This is a genomic window from Gilliamella apis (assembly GCF_030758615.1).
Classification (GTDB): Bacteria; Pseudomonadota; Gammaproteobacteria; order Enterobacterales; family Orbaceae; genus Gilliamella; species Gilliamella apis_A.
Genome location: NZ_CP132381.1, coordinates 509,247 through 535,588 on the forward strand (window position 1 = coordinate 509,247; position 26,342 = coordinate 535,588).

At 35.5% G+C, this 26,342-nt stretch carries 22 protein-coding genes, 1 pseudogene and 1 riboswitch; of the genes and pseudogenes, 12 read left to right on the forward strand and 11 right to left on the reverse strand.

The annotated features are described in order from the left end of the window. Positions 1 to 21: 21 nt before the first annotated feature. Positions 22 to 1,365 carry a Na+/H+ antiporter family protein gene (locus RAM17_RS02415; RefSeq protein WP_110448607.1) on the forward strand — a complete coding sequence of 448 codons (1,344 nt, stop codon included), beginning with the start codon at positions 22 to 24 and terminating at the stop codon, positions 1,363 to 1,365. A gap of 31 nt (positions 1,366 to 1,396) precedes the next feature. Continuing rightward, positions 1,397 to 2,686: a 16S rRNA (cytosine(967)-C(5))-methyltransferase RsmB gene (gene rsmB, locus RAM17_RS02420; RefSeq protein WP_110448606.1), complete on the forward strand. Its 1,290-nt coding sequence runs from the start codon at positions 1,397 to 1,399 to the stop codon at positions 2,684 to 2,686. A 56-nt stretch (positions 2,687 to 2,742) separates the two neighbouring features. On the opposite strand, the gene RAM17_RS02425 is transcribed toward rsmB, so the two are convergent. Then, positions 2,743 to 3,282 carry an NAD(P)H-dependent oxidoreductase gene (locus tag RAM17_RS02425; protein WP_086360353.1) on the reverse strand — a complete coding sequence of 180 codons (540 nt, stop codon included), beginning with the start codon at positions 3,280 to 3,282 and terminating at the stop codon, positions 2,743 to 2,745. Between the two features lie 111 nt (positions 3,283 to 3,393). Here RAM17_RS02425 and RAM17_RS02430 point away from each other — a divergent pair, with 111 nt between their 5' ends. From RAM17_RS02430 to radA, 3 genes and pseudogenes are all read left to right on the forward strand, one after another. Continuing rightward, positions 3,394 to 3,735, forward strand: a complete 342-nt coding sequence (locus RAM17_RS02430; RefSeq protein WP_086362729.1) for a winged helix-turn-helix transcriptional regulator — start codon at positions 3,394 to 3,396, stop codon at positions 3,733 to 3,735. Positions 3,736 to 3,934: 199 nt separating this feature from the next. Next, positions 3,935 to 4,909 (forward strand): phosphoserine phosphatase, encoded by a 975-nt coding sequence (gene serB, locus RAM17_RS02435; protein ID WP_086360351.1) that lies wholly within the window; start codon positions 3,935 to 3,937, stop codon positions 4,907 to 4,909. Between the two features lie 9 nt (positions 4,910 to 4,918). Continuing rightward, positions 4,919 to 6,296, forward strand: a pseudogene (gene radA / locus RAM17_RS02440) (DNA repair protein RadA). Positions 6,297 to 6,390: 94 nt separating this feature from the next. Here the strand turns inward: radA and ppnN are convergent. Next, positions 6,391 to 7,767, reverse strand: a complete 1,377-nt coding sequence (gene ppnN, locus RAM17_RS02445; RefSeq protein WP_110448605.1) for a nucleotide 5'-monophosphate nucleosidase PpnN — start codon at positions 7,765 to 7,767, stop codon at positions 6,391 to 6,393. Positions 7,768 to 8,174: 407 nt separating this feature from the next. After that, positions 8,175 to 8,300: riboswitch (molybdenum cofactor riboswitch) on the forward strand. Between ppnN and moaA the strand changes: the two genes are divergently transcribed. Next, positions 8,297 to 9,271, forward strand: a complete 975-nt coding sequence (gene moaA, locus RAM17_RS02450) for a GTP 3',8-cyclase MoaA (RefSeq protein WP_110448604.1) — start codon at positions 8,297 to 8,299, stop codon at positions 9,269 to 9,271. Its footprint overlaps the riboswitch before it by 4 nt. On the opposite strand, the gene gluQRS is transcribed toward moaA, so the two are convergent. From gluQRS to syd, 5 genes are all read right to left on the reverse strand, one after another. Further along, positions 9,251 to 10,141, reverse strand: a complete 891-nt coding sequence (gene gluQRS, locus RAM17_RS02455; RefSeq protein ID WP_110448603.1) for a tRNA glutamyl-Q(34) synthetase GluQRS — start codon at positions 10,139 to 10,141, stop codon at positions 9,251 to 9,253. The genes moaA and gluQRS overlap by 21 nt on opposite strands. A 35-nt stretch (positions 10,142 to 10,176) precedes the next feature. After that, a complete protein-coding gene (gene dksA / locus RAM17_RS02460; protein WP_110448602.1) occupies positions 10,177 to 10,632 on the reverse strand; it encodes an RNA polymerase-binding protein DksA in 456 nt (151 codons plus the stop codon). A 136-nt stretch (positions 10,633 to 10,768) separates the two neighbouring features. After that, the gene (gene folK, locus RAM17_RS02465; protein WP_110448601.1) at positions 10,769 to 11,254 is read right to left on the reverse strand and encodes a 2-amino-4-hydroxy-6-hydroxymethyldihydropteridine diphosphokinase; all 486 of its coding nucleotides are present in this window, start codon (positions 11,252 to 11,254) and stop codon (positions 10,769 to 10,771) included. Between the two features lie 258 nt (positions 11,255 to 11,512). Beyond that, positions 11,513 to 12,688, reverse strand: a complete 1,176-nt coding sequence (locus tag RAM17_RS02470) for an amino acid aminotransferase (RefSeq protein WP_110448600.1) — start codon at positions 12,686 to 12,688, stop codon at positions 11,513 to 11,515. Between the two features lie 129 nt (positions 12,689 to 12,817). Continuing rightward, on the reverse strand, positions 12,818 to 13,351 hold the full coding sequence (gene syd, locus RAM17_RS02475; protein WP_110448599.1) for a SecY-interacting protein: 534 nt from the start codon (positions 13,349 to 13,351) through the stop codon (positions 12,818 to 12,820). A gap of 743 nt (positions 13,352 to 14,094) precedes the next feature. On the opposite strand from syd, the gene rne reads away from it, so the two are divergent. The 6 genes from rne (at position 14,095) to metA (ending at position 21,581) form a co-directional block, all read left to right on the forward strand. Beyond that, positions 14,095 to 16,782 carry a ribonuclease E gene (rne, locus tag RAM17_RS02480; RefSeq protein ID WP_110448598.1) on the forward strand — a complete coding sequence of 896 codons (2,688 nt, stop codon included), beginning with the start codon at positions 14,095 to 14,097 and terminating at the stop codon, positions 16,780 to 16,782. Positions 16,783 to 16,850: 68 nt separating this feature from the next. Then, the gene (locus tag RAM17_RS02485) at positions 16,851 to 17,780 is read left to right on the forward strand and encodes an ABC transporter permease subunit (protein ID WP_110448597.1); all 930 of its coding nucleotides are present in this window, start codon (positions 16,851 to 16,853) and stop codon (positions 17,778 to 17,780) included. Then, positions 17,773 to 18,633, forward strand: coding sequence for an ABC transporter permease subunit (locus tag RAM17_RS02490; RefSeq protein WP_110448596.1), 861 nt, complete (start codon positions 17,773 to 17,775; stop codon positions 18,631 to 18,633). Before RAM17_RS02485 ends, RAM17_RS02490 begins: the two co-directional genes overlap by 8 nt. A 2-nt stretch (positions 18,634 to 18,635) precedes the next feature. Next, positions 18,636 to 19,625, forward strand: coding sequence for a putrescine export ABC transporter ATP-binding protein SapD (gene sapD / locus RAM17_RS02495; RefSeq protein ID WP_086362748.1), 990 nt, complete (start codon positions 18,636 to 18,638; stop codon positions 19,623 to 19,625). A 21-nt stretch (positions 19,626 to 19,646) separates the two neighbouring features. Beyond that, positions 19,647 to 20,459, forward strand: a complete 813-nt coding sequence (locus tag RAM17_RS02500) for a peptide ABC transporter ATP-binding protein (protein WP_110448595.1) — start codon at positions 19,647 to 19,649, stop codon at positions 20,457 to 20,459. Positions 20,460 to 20,648: 189 nt separating this feature from the next. Then, positions 20,649 to 21,581: a homoserine O-acetyltransferase MetA gene (gene metA / locus RAM17_RS02505; protein WP_110448594.1), complete on the forward strand. Its 933-nt coding sequence runs from the start codon at positions 20,649 to 20,651 to the stop codon at positions 21,579 to 21,581. Positions 21,582 to 21,667: 86 nt separating this feature from the next. Here the strand turns inward: metA and fucO are convergent, their stop codons facing one another. The 4 genes from fucO to rhmD all read right to left on the reverse strand — a co-directional run bounded on the left by fucO (position 21,668) and on the right by rhmD (position 26,315). Continuing rightward, a complete protein-coding gene (fucO, locus tag RAM17_RS02510) occupies positions 21,668 to 22,819 on the reverse strand; it encodes a lactaldehyde reductase (protein ID WP_110448593.1) in 1,152 nt (383 codons plus the stop codon). 18 nt (positions 22,820 to 22,837) lie between these two features. Beyond that, positions 22,838 to 23,644, reverse strand: coding sequence for a 2-keto-3-deoxy-L-rhamnonate aldolase (gene yfaU / locus RAM17_RS02515; RefSeq protein WP_110448592.1), 807 nt, complete (start codon positions 23,642 to 23,644; stop codon positions 22,838 to 22,840). Between the two features lie 55 nt (positions 23,645 to 23,699). Further along, positions 23,700 to 24,965, reverse strand: coding sequence for an MFS transporter (locus RAM17_RS02520; RefSeq protein WP_110448591.1), 1,266 nt, complete (start codon positions 24,963 to 24,965; stop codon positions 23,700 to 23,702). A 144-nt stretch (positions 24,966 to 25,109) separates the two neighbouring features. Continuing rightward, complete coding sequence (gene rhmD / locus RAM17_RS02525) at positions 25,110 to 26,315, reverse strand: L-rhamnonate dehydratase (RefSeq protein WP_110448590.1); 1,206 nt, start codon at positions 26,313 to 26,315, stop codon at positions 25,110 to 25,112. Positions 26,316 to 26,342: the final 27 nt, after the last annotated feature.

Sequence of the window (26,342 nt, forward strand, 5' to 3'; positions counted from 1 at the left end):
CTCGCTACGAAGAATCTATTTATGAATACTATTCTTGAGCTGTTTTCCTCAGTAAATGCAGTTGTTGTTGCTGTTATTTTAATGTTAGTGCTTTCGCTTTGCCGAGTTCATGTGGTAATTAGCTTAATTATTGGTGCATTTGCAGGTGGTTTATGCAGTCATCTAACCCTAAAAGAAACCATAGACGCTTTTAATGCAGGTATTAGTAACGGGGCTAATATTGCCTTATCTTATGCTATGTTAGGTGCGTTTGCCGTGGCTATTTCTAAATCAGGATTACCAGAATTATTAGCTGATAAAGCCATTAAACAATTAACTACTAATGATGCTAAAACACGAATTAAATGGTTATTAGTTATTATTATCGGGTTAGTTAGTATTTCCTCACAGAATATTATTCCAATTCATATCGCCTTTATTCCGCTTTTAATTCCACCACTTTTATATGTGATGTCGAGATTACAACTAGATAGACGAATGATTGCGTGTATTATGACATTTGGTTTGATTACGCCATATATGTTTTTACCGGTCGGATTCGGTAATATCTTTCTAAATCAAATTTTGTTAAAAAATATTATTTCGTCTGGAATGGATGTTAGTCATGTTAATGTCATGCATGCTATGGCTATTCCTGCTTTCGGTATGTTTGTTGGTTTACTATGGGCTATTTTTGTCAGTTATCGTAAACCGAGACAGTATGAACTTATCCGTGAAGAGAGTCATGCCGAACAGTTTAGTAATGTAAGTGCTCGTTCACTTATTATCTCATTATTAGCGATTGTTCTTTCTTTCACCGTGCAACTTTGTACTGGATCGATGATATTAGGTGCGTTAATTGGTTTTATTTGCTTTATTGTTTCAGGTTCAATCAAATGGGGCGAAGCAGATGGAATCTTCACCGATGGTATCAAAATGATGGCAATGATTGGTTTTGTGATGATATCTGCGCAAGGGTTTGCCGAAGTATTAAAACAGACGCATGAAATAGAACCTTTAGTCATTAATAGTGCAGCGTTATTTGCTGGAAACAAAGTCGTGGCCTCTTTCATGATGATGTTAGTTGGTTTGGTCATTACGCTGGGAATTGGCTCGTCATTTTCTACTGTTCCTATTATTGCGGCAATTTATGTTCCGTTATGCGTTCAATTAGGATTTTCACCAATTGCAACAGTTTGTTTAATTGGTGCATCAGGAGCTATCGGTGATGCCGGTTCACCACCTTCAGATACTATTTTAGCCACATCTGCTGGTTTAAATAGTGATGGACAGCATGACCATATTAGAGACAGTGTTATTCCAACCTTTACCCATTTCAATATTCCGTTATTTATTGCTGGATGGGTGGGATCATTGATTCTTTAAACAATTAAAAGAATTAAGGCTATTATTAGTTATGAATAAAAAGTCATACCAAAATATTCGTGCGCTTTGTGCAAAAGCTATTTTTGCGGTACTTGAAGAAGGACAATCACTTAGTACGGCTTTAGCATCTTTGAATAATCAAGTTGCTGATAAAGACAAAGCACTAGTGCAAGAGATCTGTTTTGGTGTAATGCGAGTGCTACCAGAACTGGATTTCTATATTCATAACTTAATGAGCAAGGTCTTAACTGGGAAAAATAGAATTTTACATTACTTATTGCTAATTGGATTGTACCAAATTCTTTATACCCGAATTCCTGAACATGCCGCTGTAGGCGAAACAGTTGGTGCGGTTAATGATTTAAAAAAACCGCAATTAAAAGGTGTGATTAATGGTGTTTTACGTGAATTTTTACGCCAACAGGCATCATTAAAACAAAAATTTCAGCAAGATAGTAAACAACAAATTAGTCAGACCTTACATCCTAGTTGGTTATTAAATCGTTTAAAATCAGCTTATCCAGAAAAGTGGCAAGTAATTGTTAATGCGAATAATCAGAAACCACCTATGTGGTTACGAGTTAATCTTAACCATTATTCGGTTAGTGAATACCAACAATTACTTGAAAAACAACAGATTGCTTCCGAGTCTTTTGCTGATATCCCTTGTGCTATTCGCTTAACTACTGCGGTAAATGTGACTAAGTTACCGTTTTTTGCTGAAGGAGCGGTAACAGTACAAGATTTATCAGCACAATATGCGGCTTATCTATTAGCACCTAAAAATGGTGAGCAAATTTTAGATATGTGTGCCGCTCCTGGCGGTAAAACCACCCATATTTTAGAACTTGCGCCAACAGCTAATGTATTAGCTGTAGATGTTGATGCCAACCGAGTTAAACGAATTGATGAAAATTTAACACGCCTAAAACAACATGCACAAGTCAAAGTCGGTGACGGTTTAACTCCTGAGAAGTGGTGTGATGGGTGTCAGTTTGATCGCATCTTGCTTGATGCACCTTGTTCGGCTACTGGGGTTATTCGTCGTCATCCTGATATAAAATGGTTACGACGTGATAGCGATATCACTCAACTCACCGAACTACAATATGCTATTTTGACACGTATCTGGCCTTATTTAAAAACAGGTGGCACCTTAGTTTATGCCACTTGCTCCGTATTGCCAGAGGAGAATAAGTTACAAATCGCCCGTTTTTTACAACAAACCCCCAACGCCAAACAGCAGGGAGAACTTAGGCAGTTTTTACCGACTGAATTGGCTGGTGATGGTTTTTTCTATGCTGTATTAAGGAAAGAATAGTTATTAGTAATAATGTTTGATGATTTATTATGCAAATATAAATCATCACCATTATTCTATTGTTTATATTTTTCAATCATTGTAACTAATTTTTCACTATGTTGTATTGCTTTGGCCTTTATTTCATTTGGCTCAGCGGTTACTGGTGATACCCCATATAAAACAACTGGTGTTAGGTATTGCATTTGGCTATAAAGTGCAGATAGTTTTACTGGTTGATGTAGATGATCGATTATATTAGCGTCATAATCACTATAATTTTTCTCAACTTGTCCGATAGTTAAACTGGTTAGTAATTTTTTATCTTTTAATTTATCGCCTTTTGAACCATAGGCAAATTGATAGGTAAATACATCATCAAACCATAATTTTAGGATCGCTGGCATATTAAACCAATACATCGGGTATTGTAAAATGATTAGCTCGTGTCTCAGCAATGCGGTTTGTTCTTCTTGCACATTAATTTGATAGTTTGGATAAAGCTGATGAATATTTCGAACTTCAAGATCTTTAACTTCATTTTGTAAGGTTTCAACAATAGTTTTATTGGCTGTTGATTGTTCAATATTAGGATGAGCTAAAATAATTAATGGCATAAAATTTCCTTTGTTTTTATACTATAAAAAATTGAGTTACTCTATTTAGTTTATTGACAAATATTTTTTAAGCAATATCTATCAAACTTGATAGTATAGTTAGGAATATGTATGCAAAGTGGTGAAGAACGGCCGTCAAAACGCTATAACAATAAAACTTATTATTGCCCAATAAGTTTAGCAATGGATTTAATTGGTGGAAAATGGAAAGGTGTAATCCTTTATTATTTACTTTCAGGGGAAAAACGATTTAGTGAGTTAAAGATATTGATTCCAGAAGTTACCGATATGACATTAAGCATTCAACTTAAAAAATTGGAACAAGATGGGCTTATTATTCGCCGTGTTTATGGCCAAAAACCACCACTTAAAGTGTTATATAAACTAACTCCACTTGGTGAAAAAGTTGGTCCCGCGCTTGAACAACTCTGTTTATGGGGTGAAGGCGTTTAGTTGTCATTTTTGTCTTTTTAATTGTTAGTTGATTTGCAATGATTAATGATGAATTAAATTCTTACTCAAAAAATTTTGAGGAACGGGGTTTTTTAAGCGATAAAATTTAATCAATAACATCTTATCATCGTTACTTGGACAATCTTTGGCAGATATGGTAAATTCCGAATCTGTTTTGCACTTTTAAGACTCTCGAAATATGGCTTACACATTAACCTATAGTGATCTCCCTGAAAATATACAATATTGGCAAGGTTTACCTTTATCTTTAAATGGTTGTGAAGTAGTCCCATTAGATTACAATGCCGGAAAAACCGGTTGGATTATTTATGGTAAAAAGTTAAATAAAACCTTGCTGTCAAAATTTCAAAGACAGCTAGCAATGCCGATGGTTGTGGTTTCTTCATGGAAAATTAAAACCTATCAAATTGTACGTATTGCAGGGGTAATGCCGAAAAAAGCCAAATCGATTTCGTTAAGCTTAGGGATTGATGTTGCACCAATCGATAATTTACCAACCTTACATTCTCCTGGCCTATTGGTTATGGATATGGATTCAACAGCTATTGGTATTGAATGTATTGATGAGTTGGCAAAGCTACAAGGTGTGGGTGAACAAGTTGCTGCAGTTACTGAACTTGCTATGCGAGGTGAACTTGATTTTGCCTCCAGCTTACGCAAACGCGTGGCGACGTTAACTGGTGCTCCACAAGATATTTTAGAGCAAGTAAAAAAAACACTACCGCTAACGCCGGGATTGACTTGTTTAGTTAAAGAGCTACATAAAAAAAATTGGCACGTTGCTATTGTTTCTGGAGGATTTACCTATTTTGCTGACCATTTAAAACAGAAGTTGAAACTGGTTGCTGCTCATGCTAATGAGTTAGAAATTAAAAAAGGCCAGTTAACTGGTAAAGTGATAGGGCAAATTGTTGATGCTAAATATAAAGCTCGAATGTTACAACAATTGGCTGCTTCTTTAGATATTCCGATTGAACAAACGGTTGCGATTGGCGATGGTGCCAATGATTTAATGATGATTCGAATTGCTGGACTTGGGGTTGCTTATCACGGCAAGCCGAAAGTGGTTGAAAAAGCAAAAATTAGTATCAATTATGCTGATTTAACTGGTTTATGGTGCATTTTATCTACCAGTTTATTAAGTGAAGGTTAGGAGAAAAATTTGGCCAAAACAGTAAAGCGCGCTTATGTATGTAATGATTGTGGCGCCGACTATCCTCGTTGGCAAGGTCAATGTAGTGCTTGCCATGCTTGGAATACTATTACTGAAGTGAGGTTAGCCAGTTCCTCATCACGCAATGATCGATTAACCGGTTATGCTGGTGGTGCAGGGCAAACTAAGATCCAAAAGCTATCTGAGATTAGTTTAGAAGCCTTACCTCGATTTTCAACTGGATTTTCTGAATTTGACCGCGTACTTGGCGGTGGCGTGGTACCAGGTAGTGCTATCTTAATTGGTGGTAATCCTGGTGCCGGTAAAAGTACTTTGTTATTGCAAACAATGAGTAAATTGTCTGCACAAATGAATACACTCTATGTTACTGGTGAAGAGTCATTGCAACAAGTAGCAATGCGTGCCCATCGTTTAGGTTTACCTACTGATAATATTAATATGTTGTCTGAAACCAGTATCGAGCAGATCTGTTTACTGGCCGAACAATCTCAACCAAAATTAATGGTTATCGATTCAATTCAAGTGATGCATCTTGCTGATATCCAATCTTCGCCAGGCAGTGTGGCACAAGTTCGAGAAACAGCAGCTTATTTAACTCGCTTTGCGAAAACCAAAGGAATTGCCATTATCATGGTTGGCCATGTGACTAAAGATGGTTCGCTGGCAGGACCTAAAGTGCTTGAACACTGTATTGACTGCTCGATTTTACTTGATGGTGATGCGGATTCTCGATTCCGTACTTTGCGTAGCCATAAAAATCGTTTTGGTGCCGTAAATGAGCTTGGTGTGTTTGCCATGACCGAACAAGGCTTGAAAGAGGTTAGCAATCCATCAGCAATCTTTTTAAGTCGTGGTGAAGAGATGTTATCTGGTAGTTCAGTAATGGTGCTGTGGGAAGGCACTCGGCCATTATTAGTTGAGATCCAGAGCGTTAGTTGATCACTCTGTTTATGGTAATCCAAGACGAGTAACTGTCGGACTTGATCAGAACCGATTAGCACTGTTATTGGCTGTTTTACATCGTCATGGTGGTTTACAAATGGCCGATCAGGATATTTTTGTTAATGTTGTCGGTGGGGTAAAAGTGACTGAAACGAGCGCAGATCTAGCATTAATTGCCGCATTGGTATCGAGTTTCCGTAATCGTCCTTTACCACAAGATGTGGTAATTTTTGGTGAAATAGGATTAGGTGGTGAAATCAGACCGGTACCAAGTGGTCAAGAGCGTATTTCAGAAGCGGCTAAACATGGCTTTAAAAAAGCGATAGTACCTATTGCCAATATGCCGAAAAAGAAACCAGAAAATATGCAGATCTTTGCGGTTAAGAAAGTATCTGAAGCACTAGATATTTTAAGTGATTTGTAGGGGGATTCTTGCTGAAAATATTCCGCCGATTTAATTCTGCAATTTAATCTTAGAATTTAACTATCGACGGAAAAGAAGTTATTTAATTTTAGCGTTAATAACAAATTTCATAACAAGGTTGGTAAGCACTGCCTCCAGGTAGCTTCATACGGTCTTGTTTTACATAGTTAAGCAGTAAATTATCTAATTGTTTCATGATCTCTGGATCACCTTGTAATTTATAGCGTCCATGTTCGGCGATTTGCTTCATACCGAATTCTTTAACATTACCGGCTACAATACCTGAGAAAGCTCGACGTAAGTCAGCTGCTAACATTTCAACAGGTTGATTTTTATGTAAATTAAGTGATGCCATATTTTCATGAGTTGGTTCAAATGGATGCTGTAATGATTCATCAATTTTAAGTAACCAGTTAAATCCGTAAGCATCTCCAGTCGCTAAACGTGATGATTTAACCTGTTTAACGCCATGTTTCATGATGCGAGCGACTTGTTCTGGCGAATCAATGATAATTTCATACAGTTTAGTTGCTTCATCTCCTAAGGTGTTGCGGATAAATTGGTCAATTGCAGCAAAATAATCTTCACACTCTTTGGGACCAGTTAAAATAATTGGTAAAGTTTGATTTTTATTAGCAGGATTGAGCATTATCCCCAAAATATAAAGCAATTCTTCTGCGGTACCAGGGCCTCCAGGAAAGATAACAATACCGTGCGCCATACGCACAAAGGCTTCAAGTCTTTTTTCAATATCCGGCATAATAATAAGTTCATTAACCAGTGCATTTGGTGGCTCTGCGGCAATAATGGATGGTTCGGTCATACCAATAAAGCGACTATCTTTGATCCTTTGTTGAGCGTGACCAACTGCAGCCCCTTTCATTGGTGCTTCCATAATACCCGGTCCACAGCCAGTGCAGATATTGAGTTCGCGTAGCCCTAACTGCATACCAACCTGACGAGCATAATAATATTCACTTTCGTTAATGGAATGCCCACCCCAACAGACAATTAAATTAGGTTCTTCACCCACATGTAAAGCATTGGCATTACGTAAAATTGAGAAAACAAGATTGGTGATGTAATAGGAGTGTTCTTTTTCTAGTTTATCATTAGGCACCAAATGTTTAATTGCACTAATTTGGCTATTTAAAAACAGGATATCACGCAACACCGCAAATAGATTGGCTTGAATGGAGCGAATAATTTTTTTGTCGACAAATGCGGTTTCAGGAGCATCAATAAGCTCTAATTTGACCCCTCGTTCTTTGCTGATAACGTTAATTTCGAAAGATTTAAATCTATCCAATAATTCTTGAGTATTATCAGTTTTGCTACCTGCATTTAGTGTGGCTAGTGAACAATTTCTAAATAATTGGTATAGTTCACTATTTGCTGACTTTTTCAGAATATCGACTTCTGCTTGGGCAAGTAAATCCATTGATCCTAATGGACTAATATGGGTAATCATTACAACCTCCATTTGACGGTTTTATCGACAAAAAATCATTATATATTCAAACAGAATAAAAAATAAGTAAAGCTGATAATAACCTAATTTATCAATTAAATTAATTTAACATGAAAATATGTAACTATTTTTTTAAATTGAATTTTTCAATATTACATTAACCAATGATTTAAATATCATTGTAGTAAAAAATTATCGCAATTTTAGTTATTAAATAAGTTTGTCATCAATGAAAACAGATTTTTTTTACGGCTAGAGCCAGCTAAACAAGGACATTACCTGATTGGCTTAGCATTATCGCTACTGAGTATAGTAATAACTATGTTGAATGTTAGATAAAAATAAATTGTTTTTTATTAGATTGATATTAAATAATTGTTCATAGTCAAAAAATAAACGCTATGCTAGACTAAACTAAACTCTGAAGCTGATTTGCCTAAGTGATAATATTATTCATATGGTAATTTAGCCGCGGTATAGCACAGAAATGGCTATGCTTCCCGATTTGGATAAGGTGTTTATTATATATATGCAATTAGTGGATAATTATCAGCGTCGCTTTCAATATTTGCGTTTATCAATTACTGAACTATGTAACTTTCAATGTCAGTATTGTTTACCTAATGGGTATCGACCTAATAAAGATCATAAATTTTTATCGTTAAATGAAATTGATAATGTCATATCAACATTTACCGAACTTGGTGTGCATAAAATTCGCTTAACTGGTGGTGAACCGACTTTGCGTCGAGATTTTATGGATATTTTGTCAATTATTTCGGCTTATCCAAGTATTAAACAATTGGCAATTACCACCAATGGCTCACGATTATTAAAAAATGTCCATTATTGGCAACAAGCTGGACTTAATGCTATTAATATTAGTATTGATAGTTTTTCTCCTTATATTTTTAAACGAATAACAGGCCAAGACAAACTCCAAGAGTTAATGCAAGGAGTTGAAAAATCATTAGATGTTGGTATTGAGAAAGTTAAAATTAATACCGTTCTAATGAAAAATATGAATGATCATCTGAGTGATTATTTAGCTTGGATTAAACACCGGCCAGTAGAATTACGTTTTATTGAACTGATGGAAACAACCGAAAGCCGTCAATTATTTAATCATTATCATTTAGCTGGTCAAGCGATGGAGTCTCAACTTGTTGAACAAGGTTGGCAATTACAAGCAAAAGAGGCATTATCTGGCCCAGCGAAAGTTTATGCTCATAGTGATTATCAGGGTAAAATTGGTCTAATTATGCCTTATTCGCAGGATTTTTGTAAAAGTTGCAACCGATTACGGGTTTCATCGCTTGGTAAATTACATTATTGCCTTTTTGGTGATGCAGCTGTTGATTTACGGGATTTGCTAAACAGTCCAGAACAGAAAGCACAACTTAAAGCACGCGTGTTAGCTTCACTATTAATAAAACCAGAAAAACATTTATTACATGAGCATAATCTAGGCATCACACCTAATTTATCTTATATCGGTGGTTAACACTTGGTTTTGTTTCGGTATTTGGTTAATTTTCCAGTGAGTTATTGCCCAATCTAATAACTGTTTTTGTGAGGCATCTTGCCAGCTTTCCGGTAATTGCTGACCTAAAAACTGTAATGCTTGTGCAGTTAATAAATTCGTATTTTTACTATCAATAGGGCTAGCATGGTTTTGTTTTGACAGCTTATTACCAAGATTATCTAAAGCCAATGGTAAATGGCAGTAATTAGGAATAGTAAAATTAAATAATCGATAAAGCGAAATTTGTTTAGCTGTAACGGGTAGTAGATCTGCTCCTCGAACAATTTCAGTTATTCCTTGATAATTATCATCTAATACTACAACTAAATTATAAGCAAATAGCCCATCTTTGCGATGAATAATAAGATCCTCTTGAGCATTGGCTGGATCAACAGTTTGTTGACCACGAATTTTATCATCGAAAGAAAAAACTGGCTGACTTTGCTTTAATCGAATAGCACATTGTTGTTGGTTAGTTGATGCTAACTGTCGATCACGACAAAAGCCATCATATATCCCATTGCTAAGATTATGGATCCTTTGTCTGGTACAATCACAATAATAAGCTTTTTGCTGAGTAATAAGCGTTTGTAATACGGCTCGATAACGCTCACTACAATTTGATTGATATAAAACTTGGTCGTCCCAATGCAGTTCGAAAGCTTCTAATGTTTTTAATATTAAGGATGAGGCGCCTTTGACTTCTCGTGGAGGGTCAATATCTTCAATGCGAACAAGCCATTTACCAAAATTGGCTTTGGCTTGTAGGTAACTACCGAGAGCCGTCACCAACGAACCAAAATGCAATGGTCCAGATGGTGAGGGTGCAAAACGACCAATATATTGCATGGGCGTATTAAGTAAAATAATAGTTTAAATGGAAATTACATACCCATTTGTTTTTCACGAAGTTCAGCTAATGTTTTGCAATCGATACATAGATCAGCTGTCGGTCTTGCTTCTAAACGACGAATACCAATTTCAACACCGCATGATTCACAAAAACCAAAATCATCGATTTCAATTTTCTTTAATGTCTTTTCAATTTTTTTGATTAATTTACGTTCTCTGTCACGCGCTCTTAATTCTAAGCTAAATTCTTCTTCTTGAGTAGCACGGTCAGCCGGATCTGGGAAATTTGCAGCCTCATCTTGCATGTGAGAAACTGTTTTACCCATTTCACCTTGTAACTGTGACAGCCATGCTTCTAAGATAAGTTTGAAATGTTTTAATTGCTTAGGATTCATGTACTCCTCATCTTTCGCCTCTTTATAAGGCTCAAGCCCAGCAATAGCAAGCAGGCTAAGAGAAGATGTATTTACTTTTTGTTCCTTTTTCACAGCAATCCCCCTTAAGTACAGATTATTTGCGAGCGGTAAACTATAGCAATAATTTAGCCTTTGGCAAATTTTTTTTATTATTTTTTTTGCATTTAGACCATAAAAATTTACAACTATATGTTATTAATAAGATTAATTATTCATGCCATTTTTTTAATCCATTCATGGGACATTTTGTTAATAAATTAAATAGGTTATCGTTATCGGGTAATATTAGGTCAGGTGAAATATCAAATAAAGGATAAAGCACAAATTCTCTTTTTTTCATATGATAGTGTGGTATGGTAAGCCTTTCTGTATCTATAACTAAGTCATCATATAACAATATATCTAAATCTAATGTTCTTGCCCCCCAGCGATTTTCTTTACGGACTCTACCCTGTGACTTTTCAATGGTTTGTAAATGATCTAATAGTGCTATTGGTGTCAGAGACGTGGTTAATTTGATGACTGCATTGAGATAATCATTTTGATCTTGTGGTCCCAATGGTTTGCTACGATAAAATGGCGAAATATCAGAAACAACTGTTTCAGGTAATTGTTTTAAGGCCGCAATAGCTTGATTAGCTTGCTCTAATGGATCGTTAAGATTACTGCCTAAGGCAATATAACAAATTGGCATAATTAGATTCAATTGAGGTGATGTTAAAACATGGTGATATTTTAGCATATAAACAAGTTAGTAACTAATAAAGGAAATAGAATATAGAATAATGTTTCAATTAAATTTTTGAAAAAATTGAGGAGCAGTTTTTTTGAGTTTTATAACTATCTATTTATTATTTTTTTATAATATTTTCACTAAAACTGGATGTGAATTTGGTTCAATTTAACCTTAAACACATCCAATTATGAAGAATATACGTTATTTTAGTTTATACTATAAAACTTCGACAATTGATTCACAAAGTCTAGACATATTATCGATAGTCATTCCGGCAACATTGATTCGTCCCGAATTAACAATATAAATACTATAATCATTACGCAATTTAAGTACTTGTTCTTCAGTTAAACCACTAAATGAAAACATACCATTTTGTTTGGCAATAAAACTAAAATCTTGGTTAGCGCCTTTGTCTTGTAGCGTTTTCACAAATAGTTGGCGCATACGATGAATACGTTGACGCATGCCCGTTAATTCATCAATCCACTCTTCTTTTAATTCAGCATTGTTTAATATATAAGAGACAATCTTAGCACCATGGGCTGGAGGATTAGAGTAGTTGGCTCTGATAATAGTTTTGACCTGACTAAATGCTCGATCGGCAATTTCGCTATCAGCTGCAATTAAAGTGAATGCACCAACACGCTCATTATATAGACCGAAATTTTTTGAGTAAGAGCTAGCAATCAGTAGTTCAGGTTGATTATTCGCAAACAGTCTAAGTCCATATACGTCTTCTTCTATACCTTGACCAAACCCTTGATAAGCGAGGTCAAATAGTGGTAACCAACCATTTTTTAAGGCTAACTCTGAAATTGTTTGCCATTGTTCTGGAGTCGGATCGATACCGGTAGGGTTATGGCAACAACCATGAAATAGCACTGCTTCACCGGCAATAACTTGATTCAAATCACTCATTAAACCATCAAAATCTAGGCTTCGAGTTTGAGCATCATAATAACGGTATTCTCGAACTTCTAATCCCGCAGTTTGAAATACGCTACGATGATTAGGCCACGATGGATTGCTTATCCAAACTCGTTTTATTTTCGTACGGCGAGATAAAAAATCTGCCATAATGCGTAATGCACCGGTTCCGCCAGGGGCTTGCGCAGTTCTCGCTCGTTGATTTTCACTACCGAACAGTAAAACTTGAGTGGCAATATTAAATGAATTAACACCATCAATGGGTAAATAGCTTTTTGTGGTTTCATCATCTAGCAATAGATGCTCAGCTTTTTTTACACTTTCTAAAATAGGTGTTTTGGTGGTTTCATCTTTATAAACACCAACACTTAAATTAATTTTGTTGGTACGTTCATCCTTGTTGTAGAGATCCGCTAAGCCTAAAATAGGATCTGCTGGTGCTGCTAATAAATATTCAAACATAAGTTACCTATTTCTTTTAGTGACACTTATTGCATTATATACATATTGTTTGGCAAGTTACAATTTGTAAACCACAATGCACTTGAACCTCATTTGTACCACAGCTTAGTGATTATCGAAAGCTAATTATTATGCTATAACGATAAGTTTTTCAAGAAATGACGCTAAATCAGATGATAATGTTGTCAATTGTCCAGTTATTAAATCTTCTTTAACTACTTCACCAGTCAAATTATTTAATGCGACGATTTCAGTATCTTCATCGGTTGAGGCGATAAAAATGGTCGGCGTTCGCTTTAATTTTTTTTGTTGCGATAGGTGAGCAATTAAATTTTTTTCTAAATTTGAAAAGTCATCGTCATTCCATGCTTGCAATAAAATTAAATTAACGTCAGCAAATTTTGCTGTCAGATTTGCAGCATATTGTGTACCGTAAAATGTATGTGCACTTGGGTGGATTTTGATGTTAATAACTTGTTCTGCTATGGTTAAATCTCTTGGAGGATTAAGTAAAAAAGGTTGCCAATAAACGACTAGATTTTCAGTTTTGATAATGCAAGGCGAGGGTAAACCATGTAATTCTTCACTTTGTGGAGCATGTTCAAATTGAGCGATCCAACGCTGGGTAAAATCAAGCAATGCTACTTTTTCTGGCGATTCCATAACTAAATATTATCTCATAGTTCATTTTATAATCGATAGTTGTTTAATATTATACGGACTAAATTGGCATATACACAATTGTTAAAGTTAAGTTTTTAAATTCATGAAATGTGTTATAAATTGATATAAAAAATTTGCCAAAGTTATTCCCAATTAAATGATGAAAAATTAATCGATAAAGCCTTTTTTTATTGTGTTTTCAGTTTAATTTTAGGGCAGTACAAAACCAGTATTAAATTGTTTATAAAACAGTCAGTTTAATTTACTTGCTATCCGTTGCTGAAACGTGAATAATAGACACGGATATTTTATCCATGTAATGCAGCAATGGCGTTAGACATTACAGTTTGTCAAAATAAAATAGCGTAAGTAGAATTATTATAATTAATTAATATGTTTATTTTAAACAATCATATAAAGATTTAGTGGTTTGTTAAATTGTAGAAAAAATAGAATTTGCAAACTCATCATTGAAATAATATCAATAATTGTATGTTTAGTGGTGTTCAAAAAGTGCATAGGTGTTTTGAATGTAATATTACCTCTAAAAAGTGTATTGATGTTGGATAAGTTATACTGATTTCACATAAAATAATAACAAAAATAACACAAATAAAATAATGAATACGGTATAAAAAATATTTAAGTAAGTACTATTGTTTATCATTGTTAAAAATAAGCGTTTATTGTTAATAATAAAATTCTACCTACAGTTAATTTAGATTAATGAAGAGTGTAGAATAATGAAAAGAATGCTAATCAACGCAACCCAGCAAGAAGAGCTGCGTGTTGCCCTTGTTGATGGCCAACGCTTGTATGATTTAGATATCGAAAGCCTTGGTCACGAACAAAAAAAAGCCAATATTTATAAAGGCAAAATCACTAAAATCAATCCTAGTTTAGAAGCTGCATTTGTCTCTTACGGTGGTGAACGAGATGGTTTTTTACCTCTAAAAGAGATCGCTGAAAGCTATTTCCCTTCCAATATCTCTGGTCGTCGTAGTATTAAACATTTACAAGAAGGCCAAGAAGTTCTTATTCAAATAGAAAAAGAAATTCGTGGTAAAAAAGGTGCCGCTTTAACGACTTATATTAGTTTAGCCGGTAGCTATTTAGTTTTAATGCCAAATGACCCTAGAGCCGGTGGCGTTTCTCGTCGTATTGAAGGTGAAGAGCGTGCTGACCTTAAGCGTATTATTGATGCACTAGAAAAACCAAAAGGTATGGGCGTTATTGCGAGAACAGCAGGGGTTGGTAAAAGCCAGGAAGAGTTGCAACAGGATTTGAATGCTTTAGTCAACTATTGGACTGCGATTCAAAATGAATCTAAAAATCATCCAGCGCCAAGTTTAATCCATAAAGAAAGCGATATAATTACTCGTGCATTCCGTGATTACTTGCGTGATGATGTTGGTGATATTCTCATTGATAATCCAAAAGTACTTGAAATTGCTAAAAAGCGATTAGCTGATTTAGGCCGAGTTGAGTATGTTAGTCGCTTAAAACTTTATGAGGGTGATGTACCATTATTTAACCATTTCCAAATTGAAGGGCAGATTGAATCAGCATTCCAACGTGAAGTTCGATTGCCATCTGGTGGCTCAATTGTTATTGATGCAACCGAAGCATTAACTGCTATTGATATCAACTCAGCGAAATCTATCCGTGGTAGCGATATTGAAGAGACTGCATTTAATACTAACCTTGAAGCAGCGGAAGAAATTGCTCGTCAATTACGCTTACGTGATTTAGGTGGTTTAATTGTTATCGATTTTATCGATATGACGCCAATCCGTAATCAGCGTGAAGTTGAAAATCGCTTGAAAGAAGCGATGAAAACTGACCGAGCAAGAATTCAAACCACACGTATTTCTCGTTTTGGTCTACTTGAGATGTCTCGTCAACGTTTAAGCCCTTCGTTGCGTGAAGCTACTCACCATATTTGTCCTCGTTGTCAAGGGACAGGTACGGTTCGTGATAATAACTCATTATCACTGTCAATTCTTCGCTTAATTCAAGAAGAAGCGATGAAAGATAATACCGTGCAGATTGACGTGATTGTGCCAGTGCCAATTGCAAGTTATTTGCTTAATGAAAAACGTCGAGCCATTACCAATATCGAAAGAATGCATCCAGATGTTAAAATTGTTATTGCTGGTGATGAAGAGATGGAAACACCTCTTTATAAAGTCATTCGTAAACGTCGTGGTGAGGAGACCGATGTATTAAGCTATAATTTACCTAAATTGATTCGTGAGCTTGAAGAAGAGGAAGAAGATCAAGTTACTGAATTGGTGGTAGAAGAAGCAGTATTATCTGGCCCTAAAGTAGAAGCAAGCAAAGCGCCAAAAGCAAAAGTTGAGCCGAAAAAAGTTGAAACATCAACTGGTTTATTCGGTGGATTGTTTAAAAAGATTCGTCAACTATTTGTGACTGAAAAAGAGGCTCCAAAACCTGAAGTTAAACCTCAGCAAAATAGACGACGAGACAATCAACGTTCAAATAATCGACGTCAACGTAATAATCGTAACAATAATGCGGCAGCTGCAGCAAATAATATAACTACTGAAGAAGTTAAAGAGCCGACACGTAACAATCGTCGTAGCAAACAAAATAACAATGGCAACACCAATACAGCGAATAATATCAAGGCAGATAAAGTAGTTAATGAGACTGCACAACCAAAACAAAAAGAAGCTAAGCCACGCAGACAACCACGAAACTTAACTAAGAGTGTTCGGGTCAAAAATAGTGATGCGCCAGTTCAGAACGAAAAAGAGCGTATTGTGATCCCTTCTTTATTGTTACCAATTATTGTTCCAGAAACAGGTGAAAATAAAGCTGTTGGCGAATCACAACCAAAACGTCAACGACGCACATCTCGACATTTGCGTATGAATACACCGCGTACCAAACGTCGTGGTAAAAATACTGAACTAAAACAGTCGCCAGTGCCATTGTCATTTGCTGCTGCGTCTTTAGAGCTAGCATTAGGTCGGGTAGCGGTTGATTATAGTCAAGTGAATAGTGAACAACCAAATAACGTCGTACCAGTCATTCCTTCACTTTTATTACCAATCGTAATTAAAGATGAGGTGAATACTAATAGTGCTGAAAAAGCGGTTGTTAGTGACCGAAAACCACAACAACAACCAAAAGCAGCAGCAACGAGCTCTCAAGCTGATTTTGATGTTCAAGAAAATAAACCGCAGACAGATGAAGTTGTCACCATGCCTGCAACAGAAACGACTGCTGGTTATTCTTCATCAGTGATGACAAAGGCTCCTGCTCCAGATTATGTAGAATCTAATAGTGGGATAAAAACTCGAGAAGAGTTGGATTATCATTATGAAGGTAAAGGTAATGCGGGTGGCTTAAGTGCACAAGATCACGCTTATGCAGCTGCAAGTAAACCGGTTATACCTGAGTAGTGTATAGATAAATAACGGTGACAAATGTCACCGTTATTCTTAACTCATAAAAGCGATAAAGATAAACAATGATTATCTATATTTTAAAAAAAATAGTGACGTTTTTATTTATTATCTGCGTACTTGCCCAGATCAGCTTTTGTCTGGTTTATTTTGTTCCTCAATCTATTTTTAGTGATTTAACTTTTATTGATGCCTATAGCGCTTTTTTTAAGCAACTATTGCAAGGTCAATTTAGGTTAATGTCTGGTGAAACCGTTCCTTTTTTCGATACGTTATTAACGACATTTGAGCTTTGTATTTTAGCGTTACTTGTTGCGTTATTTATTGGTATTCCGTTAGGGATTTTTCTTGGTTTAAGTAATATAAATTGGCTAAATACCACAATTCGATTAGGTTGTTTAATCTTTTATTCTTGTCCGATTGTTATGTTAGCAACATTAGTGATGTTTTATCTTTCATCAACATTGCCAATGTCAATGAACTTCGATATATCAATATCAGTAACGGGGAGTTCTTTATTAGATATTATTCTTTCATCGCGAGCAGACAAATTACCGGCACTTTGGGAACAACTGCATTATTTACTTTTGCCAACAATCATTTTAGCGATTCAACCAAGTATTGTGACTATTCAATTAGTCAGTGAAAATGTTAAAAATACCTCAAGGCAAAACTATATTAAAATGGCAATTATACGCGAGCGTTCACCATTTAAGATTTTACGTCGACATTTATTACCAAATTCGATTCCATCGACAATCCCACAATTGACATATAATACAACGACTCTATTATTTTTAACGATGGTGATTGAAATCTTGTTTAACCGTGTTGGTCTTGGCCAATGGGTTATGTTGGCTTATCGTAATCATAATTATTTTATTATTTCGATAGCAATCCTTGCTTGTGGAACAGTAATTAGCTTATTAACTTTATTAGGTGAGATATCTGCTATTGCTATTTATCCATTACGTCATAAGGAACATTATGCCTAGGATGAACCAGTTAGCCAAGAACATGAAAATATGCTTGCATAAACTGCATAGTAATTTGTACTTAATTGTCAGTTTTTATGGGATTTTGGGTATAGCTTTTATTGCATTATCAACTAAATGGTTTTTTCATGCTCATTTAAATCCAGTATATGTCGCTTCTTTGCCTCCTGCTTGGTGGCCAACTGGTGATATCAATCATATATTAGGAACAACGGCTCAAGGACAAGATATTTTCGATTATTTATTGATCGGCTATCGGTCAACTATTTCAATGACATTAAAAGCGGTTTTTTATGTCATTATCATTGGTGGTGTGATTAATTATTTGATGTTTTTTGTCGCATTTATTCGACCGTTTATCTTATTTATCTTTAGATTCTTTATGGTTGTACCACCATTATTGGGTGTGATTGTAATTAGTTTGCTATTAGAAGATGATATTACCAATATCTTAGTGATCATTGGTTTATCTTATGCGCCAAGATTTATTTATAATATCCATCAACGTGTTATCAAAGAATGGAATAAAACTTACATCACCGCTTATCGACTTGATGGTTTATCTTCATTTTCTATTTTAAACCATTATATTGTACCTAATATCTTACCGGTTTATTTGACCGAGATAGTGTCATTATTTGGTTCGGTTATTTTAGCTATCACAACCATTACATTTTTAGGCTTTGCGAATGATTTTTCTCGACCTGATTTAGGCATGATGATGTTTAAAATGAAAGACATAATGGATGTTAATTTATTGGCCTTTTTAGCTCCAGGAATTGCCGTCTCTGTTACGATTATTTTGGTTTATTTATTCAATTTTGGGTTATATGGTCAGCGAGTAGGGCATTAATCATGGCACTATTAGACATTCGTAATTTAACTATTGAATTTATTACTCCTGATGGCCTGTTACGGGCGATTGATCGCGTCAATTTAAAACTATCAGAAGGTGAAATTCGAGGTCTAGTTGGTGAATCAGGTTCAGGTAAAAGTCTAATTGCTAAAGCGATACTTGGTGTCACTAATCATAATTGGAAGATTTCTGCTGATCGTTTTTATTTTAATGATGTTGATTTATTGAAGTTGACACCGAAACAACGGCGAAAAGTGATTAGTGATAATATATCCATGGTTTTCCAAGAGCCACAATCTTGTTTAGATCCGTCTATGAAAATTGGCCAACAATTAATTGAGGCCATTCCGCGAAGAACATTTAAAGGTCATTGGTGGCAACGACTGTTTTGGCGTAAGAATCGCGCGATTGAGTTACTACATCGTGTTGGGATTAAAGATCATAAAGAAATACTTAAATCATACCCATTTGAATTAACGGAAGGCGAATGTCAAAAAGTGATGATCGCTATAGCATTAGCTAATCAACCTAAATTACTTATTGCCGATGAACCAACCAATGCCATGGAAGCGACAACCGAAGCGCAAATATTTCGTTTGCTTGCGAGTATGAATCAAAATATGGGTACGACTATTTTACTGATTAGCCATGATTTGCAAATGGTTACTCGCTGGACTGATCGTATCAATGTCCTATATTGCGGACAAACTGTTGAGGTTGCTGATAGTGAAGATTTGATTAAATCACCTTATCACCCTTATACTCAGGCATTGATTTATGCTATTCCTGATTTTGGTAAAGCGATGCCGCATAAAAGCCCTTTAAATACCTTACCTGGCGTTATTCCATCATTGGAACATTTACCCATTGGTTGTCGATTGGGGCCTCGTTGTCCTTATGCACAAAAAAAATGTATACAAGCACCAGAACTTATCCCAATCAAAGATCATTCGGTAGCCTGTCATTTTCCATTAAATACTGATGAGTAGTTTGAGATATAGGAATAGTTAATGAACCCAATATTAAAAGTCCGAAATTTATCAAAGCGATTTAAAATCCCTAAAGGACTCTTTGGTCATTTACAAATTGATGCTGTCAAACCTTTGTCATTTTCGCTAAATGAAGGGAAAACGTTAGCCATAATTGGACAAAATGGTTCCGGAAAATCGACATTAGCTAAAATGCTGGTTGGTATGATTAAACCAGATAGTGGCGATATTTGGATTGATGGTAACAAAGTAGAATATGGCGATTTTGGCCATCGTTCTCAACTGATTCGCATGATATTCCAACATGTTGAAAGTTCATTTGATCCACGGCTTCGTATTGGCCAATTGCTTGAAATTCCACTTAAACGCAATGCCAATTATAGCAGTCATGAACGGGAAAAATTAATCAATGCTGTTTTAAAACAAGTTGGTTTATTACCGGAACATGCTTCCTATTATCCGTCAGTGATGGCAGCAGGACAAAAACAACGCGTTGCTTTGGCTAGAGCACTAATTTTAAAGCCTAAAGTGATAATTCTTGATGAAGCTTTAGCTGCATTAGATATTTCAATGCGTTCACAAATTGTTAATTTAATGTTGTCATTACAAGAAGAGCAACAGATATCTTATGTTTATGTCACACAAGATATCGGAATGATGAAACATATTAGTGACCAAATTATCGTTATGCATAATGGTGAAGTGGTCGAATATGGTAATACTGCCGAAGTTTTAGCTTCGCCATTAAGTGACATTACTCAAAAGCTTATCAATAGTTATTTTGGTGAAGCACTAACAGCCGATACTTGGCGGACAGATACTCGAGCTTTTTAGTTTTATTTTGCAGCAGCATTAACCAAATAACGCAGTTATTATTCTGATTTTGTTTAAAATATTCTATTTATTTTCCAATAAATACTCGACAAATTTTTTAAAACGCTCTATATTTAGCTATATAGATTTCTAGACGTCCGTTTTTTCAGTGTTATAGAAGATAATTTATTATTGTTAGGAGCTTTTGTTATGCCTATATGTATTCCTGATTCATTACCGGCAGTTGATGTTCTTCGAAATGAAAATGTATTTGTGATGACTTCAACGCGTGCTAATACTCAAGAAATTCGTCCACTTAAGCTTCTTTTCTTAAATTTGATGCCGAAAAAAATAGAAACTGAAAATCAATTTTTGCGGTTACTTTCTAACTCATCTTTACAGGTGAATATTCAGTTATTAAGAATAGATCAGCGTGAATCTAAAAATACGCCAATAGAACATTTGAATAGCTTTTATTGTGATTTTGATGATATTCGTGAACAGAATTTTGATGGACTTATTATTACTGGAGCGCCATTAGGTAAAGTCGCTTTTTCAGATGTTGTGTATTGGCCTAAGTTAGCTGAAATTATTACTTGGGCGAAAGATCATGTAACCTCAACCATGTTTGTTTGTTGGGCGGTGCAAGCGGCATTAAATGTCTTATATGATTTACCTAAATTCACCCGTTCACAAAAGTTATCCGGTGTTTATCAACACCAAATCTTGCAACCAAATGCTATTTTAACCCGTGGTTTTGATGATACATTTTTAGCACCACATTCTCGTAATGCTGATTTTCCAATTGATAAAATTAAAAACTATACCGATTTAAATATTTTAGCTGAGTCAGATATAACTGGCCCATACTTAATGGCAACCGCTGATAAACGAATGGCGTTTGTTACTGGGCATCCAGAATATGATTCATTTACTTTGGCTAATGAGTATTATCGTGACTTGAAAGCAGGTATAAACCCTAAAATACCTTTTAATTACTTCCCAGAAAATAATCCTAATTTAACTCCGAAAGCAACATGGCGAAGTCATGCTTATTTACTATTTAGTAATTGGCTCAACTATTACGTTTATCAATTAACGCCATTTGATTTAACGACTCGTAATTTGACAATTGATGATTAACTTTAATGATAGATGGATTTATTAAATGAATAACTCCATCTATTTGATAATTATTAAATATTGTTAATTATGTTAAGTTACTAAAATTAAAAAACTGAGTGATATAGTTTTTCAATATCTGATATATTTGTTTCTCTTGGATTTCCTTGTGTACATACATCAGCATACGCTGCTTCGGCTAATGCTGTTATGTCTTCCTTCTTCACGCCAACCATATGTAAGTTTGTTGGAATTTTGACATCATTATTTAATTGGAAAACGGCATTCACGGCTGCATTTCGAGCATCTTCAATTGTCATATCTTCAGTATTTTTTATCCCCATTGCTTTGGCTATATGACGATATTTTTCACCTGTGTACGGTGCATTATATTGCATGATATGAGGAAGTAATATTGCATTAGCAACACCATGAGGAACATTATAAAAAGCACCTAATGGATGTGCCATACCATGAACTAAGCCGAGACCAACATTTGAGAATCCCATTCCAGCAATATATTGACCTAAAGCCATTTGTTCAACGCCATTGAGATCACCATTCACCGAATCGCGTAGTGAACGAGAGATAATTTCAATTGCTTTCAAATGAAACATATCACTCATCTCCCATGCACCTTTTGTGATATAGCCTTCTATTGCATGAGTCAGTGCATCAATCCCCGTTGCTGCTTTTAAACTGGCTGGCATACTAATCATCATATTAGGATCAACTAAAGTCAAAACAGGTATATCGTGAGGATCTACACAGACAAATTTTCTCTTATTTTCTTCATCGGTAATAACATAATTGATCGTTACTTCTGCTGCTGTTCCCGATGTGGTTGGAATTGCAATGATTGGGATAGACGGTTTTTTGGTTTCCGCTAAACCTTCTAAACTACGAATATCAGAAAATTCAGGATTATTTATTACAATTCCAATCGCTTTAGCGGTATCTTGCGGTGAACCACCACCAATCGCTATTAAATAATCTGCATTTGATTGCTTAAATATCTCTATTCCTTGTTTTACAATACTAATTGTTGGATTAGGCATAACTTCATCAAATATTTGATAATCTAATTCTGCCGAATCAAGTAACTCAGTAACCTTAGTTGCAACTTTAAATTTAATCAGTTCTTTATCAGTAACAACTAAAGCTTTTTGATAGCCGCGTTTTTTTACTTCATCGATAATATTATGAATCGAATTCACCCCAAAATATGCGGTTTGATTCAAAATCATTCTATGACTCATTTTTAACCTCTTTCTTTATTAATATGAAACTGAAGATGATTTATTGGGGCTTTTTAACTGTTTAAAGTGTTTTAATCTTTCATCAATAGCCTGCATATACAGCATTGTATCCACACCTACAGCAACGAAATTTGCTCCCCATGAGATACATTTTTGCGCCATTTCGATATCAACAGCTAAAAACCCAGCAGCTTTACCTAATTGCCTAATTCTTCTAATTGTTTTTTCAATTATTTTTTGTACGTCTGGATGCCCAGCATTATCTGGATAACCTAAGGATGCGGATAAATCTGCAGGGCCAATAAATACGCCATCTACTCCTTCGGTCATAACAATTTCATCAAGATTTTCGAGTGCTTTTTTACTTTCAACTTGTACTAACAGACAGAGTGAATCATTGACTTGTTGCATGTACTTTTCAATTTTTCCCCAGCGGGCAGCTCTTGCTACACTAGCACCTACGCCACGGGTTCCTTCGGGTGGATAACGTGTCGCTGAAACTACAGCCTTTGCTTGTTCGCCTGTTTCAACCATTGGTATTAATAATGTCTGAGAACCAATATCTAAAATCTGTTTTATGTTAGCTTGACTGCCTTCTAAAGGGCGCACGACAGGATGACTGGCATATGGAGCGATTGCTTGTAGCTGGGTGAGTAAGGTTTGTGCTGTATTTGGTGCATGTTCACCATCAAGTAGTAACCAATCATATTCTGAGGTTGCAGCAATTTCAGCCATATAAGATGTCGCTGAAGATAACCAAAGGCCAATTTGTAAATTTCCTTTGGTAATTTCTTGTTTAAATTTATTTTCCAATAGTTTTTTCATTATGTTATCCCTAATGTATTAGGAGCTTATTGATAAAATCAATAAGCTCTGTTTGTTAACTATTTTTGTTAGTTTGTTTTAGCATGAATATAGTTATAGTGCCGATTATTGTTATCAGTGCTAAAGTTAGTAAGCCTGCTATATTGTTATTAAAAAGCGTTTCAGCTTTTACACGAATAATTGGTGCTAAAAAACCACCAAATGCACCAAACATATTAATAAATCCTATGCCTGCTGCTAGGGCAGCTCCAGATAAAAGGTTAGTTGGTATAGTCCAAAAAACAGGTTGTACCGCAATAAAACCAATCGCCGCAAAACAAAGGGCAATAATTGCAATACTAGGACTTGCAAGTGCAGAAATTCCAATACCTAGACCTGCTACCAATAATGTTATAGCGGCGATATTTCTTCTTTCTCCAACTTTGTCTGAATATCGAGGAATAAAATAAGTACCGAATAATGCTGCAATCCAAGGAATTGCCGCTACGAGTGATGCTTTAAAACCAACCGTTGTTCCCATTAATTGAGCTACTTGTGTTGGTAAAAAGAAAATTAGCCCGTAAACACTAATTTGAATTATCATGTAAATAATGGCTAGATGCCAAACAGTGACATTACTGATAGCATCGATTATTTTAGATGTAGTTTTTACACTCTCTTCTGATGATAATTTTTCATGTAATGCTTGTTTTTCATTTTCATTTAAAAATCTAGCATTACTGATGTTGTCATCAAGGTAAATAAAAGTGACAATACCAGCTATAACAGCAAGAATACCTTCAATAATAAACATCCAGTACCAACCTGGGTGATCTAAAAAGCCATGCATTTCTAATAAAGCACCAGATAGCGGTGAGCCAAATGTTAGCGCTAAAGGTGCTCCCATATAAAATAACCCCATTATTCCTGCGCGATGCTTTTGTGGGAACCATTGCGAAGTTAAATAGATCATACCTGGGAAGAAACCGGCTTCCGCCATACCAAGTAGTACACGAACAGTTAAAAATTTCCATTCAGAATCAGCATAAGCCATTGCAGCGGATAATAATCCCCATACTAAAGTTGTACCGCCAATCCAGTAACGAGCACCAAATTTACGCATTAATAAATTGGCTGGTGCGCCTAAAAAAGCATACGCTACGAAGAAAATACCGGCTCCAAGTGCAAATGCTTCATTACTGAGCCCTGTATCTAATTGATATGCTGATTTGGCAAAGCCAATATTTGCGCGGTCTAAAAATGCTAATACGTATAGTATTAACATGAATGGAACAAGTCTTAAACGGGTTTTGCTTACCGCTTTTTCGAGAATATTAGACATAAAAATCCCCCTCTCCATAAAAATTACAGAGATATAAATGATGTTCATATGAAGAAAATAATTTTATTGAATCTAAAATCGCAGTTTTAAGTTCCTTTTAAAACTGCAATAAATCAATAAATAAGCTTATTATTCCTCATATAATTAATGAGAATAAGGACGAATTAATTTACATTCACGATTTAATTCAACACCAAATCCTGGTTTATCAAGTACTGATTTATGAATTCTTCCATTTACAGGAACGGGTTCATTAATCAATATTGGATCAAATTGCGGACGGAGTGTTGAACAATCAGGACTCGTCATTAAAAACTCACTAAATGGGGTATTTGTGAATGTAATTACTGCATGGTGAGAATAAACGGATGAACCATGAGGTACGACCAGTTGTCCTTTTGATTTCGCAATTGCAGCAATTTCAAGTAATGTGGTTAAGCCTCCACACCAACCAACATCTGGTTGCATGATATCAATTCCAGTTTCAGATAATGTTCTAAATGATTGAATTGTTCCATGATGTTCACCAGATGTGACCATCATTCCTGGCGGTGCATTGCGTTTTAACTCTCGGTATCCTTCATATTGTTGCGGAGGTAAACATTCTTCAATCCATTTTAAGTTATAAGGCGCACAAGCATAAGCAAGTTTTGTGGCATAATTTACGTCTTGACTCATCCAGCAATCAAGCATTAGCCAAAAATCAGGTCCACACTTTTCGCGCATGTTGGCAACCATTTCCGCATCTTTTTTGATGCCTTGATCTCCATCATGTGGTCCCCAATGTGTAGGCATCTTGCCACCAATAAAGCCCATCTCTTTTGCCAAATCAGGGCGAGCACCTGTTGCATAAAATTGAATTTCATCACGGACTGCACCACCTAATAATTTATATACAGGTAGATCAGTCACTTTACCAAATAGATCCCAAAGGGCTAAATCAACACATGATATCGTGTTCATTACTAAACCACCTGAACCAGAATAATACATAGTTGCATTCATCATTTGGTCGTGAATTAGTTTGATATCAGAAACACATTTTCCTTCAATAAATCTATTTAGATGTTTTTCAACAATAAAACATCCCATTTCTCCGCCTGTTGATACGGCAAATCCAATTTGTCCATTATCAGCTTCAACTTCGACAATAAGTGTTCCAAGGACGTTGATACCAAAAGATTGACGTGATTGTTCATAGTCTTTATACTTGCTCATTGGCGTGGCGATATGGTCGTCGATCCAGTGGTGGCCGCCCTGATCGTGATAGTCTGCCCCGCCACTACCTTTCTCGGCGGTTGCTCCTCCCATAAAATAAGCTCTAACTTCTTTTATTTTTGGTAGCTTCATTTAATTTCTCCTTTAAAAGTTACAAAA